The sequence below is a fragment of the Acinetobacter sp. YH16052 genome (assembly GCF_013417155.1).
GTDB lineage: Bacteria > Pseudomonadota > Gammaproteobacteria > Pseudomonadales > Moraxellaceae > Acinetobacter.
In genome coordinates this window covers 1-5,504 of the sequence record NZ_VPEO01000051.1, presented here as the reverse complement: position 1 = coordinate 5,504, position 5,504 = coordinate 1, and the positions used below count along the sequence as shown (strand labels likewise).

Sequence of the window (5,504 nt, the reverse complement as noted above, 5' to 3'; positions counted from 1 at the left end):
GATTTACCCCTTGTCGCACCATTGGATGAAATCCAATGGCTAAGTGCGCCCTTCGGGAAAACCACGATAGCATGGGATGTCTTGAATTTCAATTCAAACAGACCTATGCTTGAGGGGGATTCCTTGATACGGTGATGGTATGAGTGTTGATAATTTAGAGCAAAAAATTGCAAAGCAAGAAGAGCGTTTAAAACAGCTAAAAGAACAGAAAAAAGCTGCCATTGCACGTGAAAAAAAGAAAGTTTCTGATCAGCAACGTAAAGATGATACTAGACGTAAAATTCTACTGGGTGCTTGGGCGCTGAATAAGTTAAAAAATAATGAATCTTTTAAGCAGCAATTAGTCGATTTTGAGCAATTTTTAAATACGGAAAATAAGACCGAAGAAAATAGGCAGAAAGATAAAGATCTTTTTAATGGATTTATTTGGGATAAGACCTAAATTTCGCATAAGAGATTTTATGTTAAATATGTAGTTAATTTTCTTAAACTTATTATATATTTAAAAAATATAAATGAAGATATGGCATTAGTAATATGTATTATCATGTGATTTTAGAATTAGGCGAAAAACATCATAAAAATGCGTGGGATAAAGTTGAAATCAAATCAGATTTAACAGATTTAGAAGATTTGATTTGTAAATATGCTGAACCTTACCAGGTTGGGAACCCTATATTAATAAATGGGCGTACAATTCCTATTGAGCATATTGAACGTTTACGCATGTTTTCTAGTGAGATATCTGGTGAGGTTTTAAAACAGCAACAAGCTGCTCAACGAAGGGCTGAAAATCAGGCATCTAGTGTTGTTATGATCGGTTTTTATTCTAATGATTTAGAGTCCGCGATTCTTAAACAAAAAGAAATAACAGAAGAATTAATAACATATGCAAAAGGAACTAAAAAGCAAGTTCCTAATTTATTAGGTAAAGAAAAGAAGGTTACCCCATCTAAAGTATTCATTGTCCATGGGCATGATGATGCATTGATAAATGAAGTAAAAGCTTTTTTATCAGCTCAATTAATTGAGCCAATAGTTCTCAGAGAACAGCACGATGCTAGCCTTACAATCATAGAAAAGTTAGAACGTTACACAAAAGATCCTTCTATTGGGTTTGGGATAGTTTTATACACACCTGATGATCAGGGAAAAGCTATTGGGGAGGATGAGTACAAATTAAGAGCTAGGCAAAATGTTGTTTTTGAGCATGGTTTATTAATAGGTTTATATACTCGTGAAAAAGTAATCTGCTTAGTAAAAAAGGAAGGTCATATTGAAATGCCAGGAGATGTAAATGGTGTCGTATATACAGACCATGGTTATAAAGACTGGCGTATGTCTGTGGCTCATATGCTAAGTGATGCTGGATATGATATTAACTATAGAAAAATTAATTGAAACATATAAAAAAGGAGCTTTCGCTCTTTTTTATATGTTTCAATTTGTACCTAAATCTAGGTTGCAATAAAAGATTTTGTATTAAGCCCGTGTGGCTTTCTTGTAAGCCACAGCAAAGTATCCTTGTGATATAATGCATATCGATATACAATATATTATATGAAGGGCATCTCAATTGATAAAAAGTTTTAAGTGCGAATATACGCGTCAATTATTTGAAACGGGTAAGAGTTCTAAATTTTCAGCTATTTTGAAAGTTGCTACCCGAAAATTGACGATGCTAGATGCAGCAGTAACTTTAGATTTTTTGAGATCTCCTCCAGGTAATCGATTAGAAAAATTAGAACGTGATCGTTTAGGGCAACACAGTATTCGTATTAATGATCAATGGCGAATCTGTTTTGTTTGGACGGATAATGGACCCAGTGAGGTTGAGATAGTCGATTACCATTAATTTTGAGAGGTATATGTATGATCCATCATAATGGTATGAGAGCTGTTCACCCAGGTGAAATTCTTAAAGAAGAGTACATGCTCCCACTAAATTTAAGCTCTACTGCTCTAGCTAGAAAGTTAGGTGTAACTGCAGCTCGAATTAACGATATTGTATTAGAACGTCGCGGTATTACTGCTGATACAGCTTTGCGATTAGCACGATTCTTTGGTGGAGATGCTGAAAGTTGGCTTAATTTACAACATCAATATGATTTGAAAATTGCCTATGAAAAAGCTGGTAAAACCATCGAACAGACTATTAGACCGTATGATGATTTATTGGCATTTGCATAACATTTTAATTGTATATGAAGTAGAAAAGCCTAACTAATGTTAGGCTTTTCTACTTCATATAAGAGATTCTATTTTAAATAAAATTTTGTTCCAATTAATGTGTAATCATCAATTGGACCTTTATTCTCTATCCTTCTTTTTAGAGCATTAGTAAATTTAATAGTGTCGCTCATTGTGACTTTACTGAAATTTTTTCTTTGATCCCAAAAATGATATGCACCATCAGACATTATAAATACTGACATTTCTTCTCCATATTCATCTTTTAAAGAGTCATAGGGGATAAATGTATAGTCATTATCTAAATCAATGAAAGATGAAATCGCATTTGTTAAAGTACTTTGACTTATCTTTTTTTCGTTTAACTCCTTTTTACTATATATTTTTTTATCAAGTAACTTTTGATATTGAGTATGATCATTCGTAAGTTGAATTAATTTAGTATCTTGCTTGATATAAACTCTACAATCGCCAATATGCCAAATGCTCAAACCACTATCATCTAAAAAACAAAATGAGAGAGTTGTAGAGGCCTTAATGTATTCAGAATTTTGACTTTGAATAAAATTTTGAAAATTGATTTTGAGTTCTTCTTTTAAAGAATGTTCTAAGTATTCGTGACTAATTTGTTGAAGGTTTTCAATATAGTTACAAACGAAATAGGATGCTTCTTTTGCACCATGATATGAGCCTAAACCATCAGCAACCCCAAATAAAAAGCCATTACTTTTTTTAAGAGGCACAATTAGTGAATCTTCATTCTGTTTACTTCTTTCAGGCGAAAATTTATCTCTTGCTTCTGAAAAAGATGAAACGCAACTTAATGTAATTTTCATTTTATCACTCTTAGAATATCGTTTCTGATTTCAGCAATCGATTGATATCGGAACCTAACCGTTTGGGAAGTACACTTATTTGCGATGCTAGCTAGCTCTGTTATGTGTAATTGTGACATGACCACGCCTAGTGCAAAAATGTCAGAAAGATGCGAATAATGCGCAGCTTCTTCAACTTCAGGAGCCATGTATCGTGTTGTTCCAAGACATAGACCAATTGCACTCATAACATCGTTAGGATGTGCATTAGGAGCTAAATTTTTAATTAGTCCAAAATCTGAAATTTTATATACTCCATTAAAAAGTAATATATTTTCTGGTTTTATATCTCTATGAACTAGTCCTTTATTATGAAGATATTCCAAACCATCCAGAACATCTAGAATAACTTTAATCTTTTCCTCATTAGAAAGAAGGTCTTTTTTAATTAGCTTATTCAAGTCAGAATCAGCAAGATCCATTACAAAAAATGGAGCATCGCCTTGATGGACTACACAAATAGAAACTATATTTTTGTGAGTACAATTTGTCTGATATCTCATTTCCTGACGGAATCTTTCTAATAGTTCACCTTCAGAAAATAGAGAAGCTTCAGCAATATTTTTTTGTGGAGCAAATCGTTTTAGTGCATATCTAAAATCACATGTAGGTAATGCCACTTCGTATACTTCACCAAATCCTCCAGCTCCAATTTTGTCAACAACTTGGAACTCATAACTTGAGTGTCTGTAAACTTCCAAAATTTATGCTCCTACAAACTTAAAATTTTATAAAAATAATTAGGTATAAATTACTTACTATATTTTCTGCATTTTCTCATAAATTAATAAAAATTATGATTAATATTTGGAATGAAATTTTTTTGTTATAGACAATTAATTTTAAGAAATTCTAAAATTAACATAATACACCTTATACGAAATGCTAATTTTTACTTCTTATAATTCAACAATATAATCCATTTCGAAAAACCCCTGACTGTGAACAGGGGTTTTTTACTTGATTTTTCATGTTCTACGCCTAAATATTAGGCAATGTTTCACAGTTTTACTTAAATAATCTGAATAATTAAATCTATATAATTTCAGCGATTATCTTGAATAAGATTATCCAATTTATCTTCTAATTTTTTAATCTTATATTTGAGCGATAAAATAGAATTTTTTAAACGTTCATGTTCAGGAGCATCAGGATTTTTTAATTGATTAAAAACCTCCAATAATTCTCTGCGTTGAGTGCAGAACCTTTCAATGTCACTTTCAAGAGCCATTCTTGGTGTCCACAGAGCTAGTAAACTTTGCTCATAGTCTTTGAGTTCTTCACAACTCATTGCGGCTAATTCAACTTTAGTTCTCATGGTTTAAAATCCGTTTTGCTATGCAGAGCTTTAAAAATTCGTTTTGCGGTTTCCTCCCTTACACTTTTCGGATCTCGTAAGATGCCACCGATCCAAAGGGCAAAAGCAGGATAATCAGGAAAGTTACTTAGGTCTGATAGTTCAGAGAGTTGAGATAAAATAGTGCTGTACTTGTTAATTTGAGCATCGGATAGATTGAAAAACATGTCTATGGTGTTTTGATCTCGCTGACGCTCTACTAATTTGGGCTTTGGTTTTTCTTTTACTATAAATTTAAAGCCAATTACTGAACGCCCTTTTTTAATTGGATTATAGTCAACTGTTATATCGGTAAATTTATTAATTTCATCTAATGAACTATTCAAAACTCTTCGTTTTAAGTTCCTCAAATCTCTATAAGATTCAGGTAAACCAAATTCTGTAAACATTTCATCTAGCGTTAATTCAAAGCCATTTTTTACCTGATTTTTTTTCGCCAAATGGTAAAAGTCTATTGAGTAGTCTTTTTTTAATTTTAGAACTACATCCTTTTTATAACGAGTGTATGGATTATATTTATCTAAAATCTTTAACATCACCAAAACAATAGATGTAAATCTTAAAGATATCCCTGCATCTTCATAAGTAGCATCAATTACCCAATTAGAGTAGACCTTTTTTCCTTTATCGTTAACGTATGAAAAAGACCGGTCTACTAATTTTTTTGATGCATTTTCAATTTGTTTATAAGCAGAATTGACTTTGATACCACAATCATCAGCAAATTGTTGAGCTGATATTAATATTTGATCTTGTTCACTTGCATCGATATTTCTAGCAATCGGAGATGCCATAATTAAAATTCTTTTTTCATCTACAGACATACTTTTAAAGCATTCAGTAACTTTATTTTGAATAGCCATTGTTGTTACTGGATAAGACTTTTCATAACTATTTTCTTTATTCATTTAGATATCAAACCTTATAAAAAATGAACATGATTTCTGTACCCTCATGAGAAAACAATGTACACCAATAAGATAAAGGGTACAATAATTTATTTGTACCCTTTATCATGCTATTTGTACCCTTTAATCATGCTATTTGTACCCTTTTAAACGATAAAATCATGCTATTTGTAC

The 5,504-nt window shown here is 31.7% G+C and carries 8 protein-coding genes; 4 read left to right on the top strand and 4 right to left on the bottom strand.

What is annotated here, in order from left to right:
- Nucleotides 1-139: 139 nt before the first annotated feature.
- From FTV42_RS15265 to FTV42_RS15250, 4 genes are all read left to right on the top strand, one after another.
- Nucleotides 140-442, top strand: a complete 303-nt coding sequence (locus FTV42_RS15265; protein ID WP_174761320.1) for a hypothetical protein — start codon at nt 140-142, stop codon at nt 440-442.
- Between the two features lie 95 nt (nt 443-537).
- Nucleotides 538-1,401, top strand: coding sequence for a TIR domain-containing protein (locus FTV42_RS15260; RefSeq protein ID WP_179991628.1), 864 nt, complete (start codon nt 538-540; stop codon nt 1,399-1,401).
- Nucleotides 1,402-1,576: 175 nt separating this feature from the next.
- Nucleotides 1,577-1,855 (top strand): type II toxin-antitoxin system RelE/ParE family toxin, encoded by a 279-nt coding sequence (locus tag FTV42_RS15255; RefSeq protein ID WP_179991629.1) that lies wholly within the window; start codon nt 1,577-1,579, stop codon nt 1,853-1,855.
- Nucleotides 1,856-1,872: 17 nt separating this feature from the next.
- Nucleotides 1,873-2,190 carry a HigA family addiction module antitoxin gene (locus FTV42_RS15250; protein WP_179991630.1) on the top strand — a complete coding sequence of 106 codons (318 nt, stop codon included), beginning with the start codon at nt 1,873-1,875 and terminating at the stop codon, nt 2,188-2,190.
- Between the two features lie 68 nt (nt 2,191-2,258).
- Here the strand turns inward: FTV42_RS15250 and FTV42_RS15245 are convergent, their stop codons facing one another.
- From FTV42_RS15245 to FTV42_RS15230, 4 genes are all read right to left on the bottom strand, one after another.
- Nucleotides 2,259-3,026, bottom strand: coding sequence for a PP2C family serine/threonine-protein phosphatase (locus FTV42_RS15245; protein WP_179991631.1), 768 nt, complete (start codon nt 3,024-3,026; stop codon nt 2,259-2,261).
- Nucleotides 3,023-3,766, bottom strand: coding sequence for a serine/threonine-protein kinase (locus FTV42_RS15240; protein ID WP_179991632.1), 744 nt, complete (start codon nt 3,764-3,766; stop codon nt 3,023-3,025). The genes FTV42_RS15245 and FTV42_RS15240 overlap by 4 nt, the downstream gene beginning before the upstream one ends.
- A gap of 344 nt (nt 3,767-4,110) precedes the next feature.
- On the bottom strand, nt 4,111-4,383 hold the full coding sequence (locus tag FTV42_RS15235) for a hypothetical protein (RefSeq protein ID WP_179991633.1): 273 nt from the start codon (nt 4,381-4,383) through the stop codon (nt 4,111-4,113).
- Entirely contained in the window at nt 4,380-5,330 is a 951-nt protein-coding gene (locus tag FTV42_RS15230) for a replication initiation protein (RefSeq protein ID WP_179991634.1), read from the bottom strand. The genes FTV42_RS15235 and FTV42_RS15230 overlap by 4 nt, the downstream gene beginning before the upstream one ends.
- Nucleotides 5,331-5,504 lie beyond the last annotated feature (174 nt).

What these genes read in the sequence shown, in the direction of transcription:
- FTV42_RS15265 (WP_174761320.1), top strand. Translation starts at nt 140, where the DNA reads ATGAGTGTTGATAATTTAGAGCAAAAAATTGCAAAGCAAGAAGAGCGT.
- FTV42_RS15260 (WP_179991628.1), top strand. Translation starts at nt 538, where the DNA reads ATGTATTATCATGTGATTTTAGAATTAGGCGAAAAACATCATAAAAAT.
- FTV42_RS15250 (WP_179991630.1), top strand. Translation starts at nt 1,873, where the DNA reads ATGATCCATCATAATGGTATGAGAGCTGTTCACCCAGGTGAAATTCTT.
- FTV42_RS15245 (WP_179991631.1), bottom strand. Translation starts at nt 3,026, where the DNA reads ATGAAAATTACATTAAGTTGCGTTTCATCTTTTTCAGAAGCAAGAGAT.
- FTV42_RS15235 (WP_179991633.1), bottom strand. Translation starts at nt 4,383, where the DNA reads ATGAGAACTAAAGTTGAATTAGCCGCAATGAGTTGTGAAGAACTCAAA.
- FTV42_RS15230 (WP_179991634.1), bottom strand. Translation starts at nt 5,330, where the DNA reads ATGAATAAAGAAAATAGTTATGAAAAGTCTTATCCAGTAACAACAATG.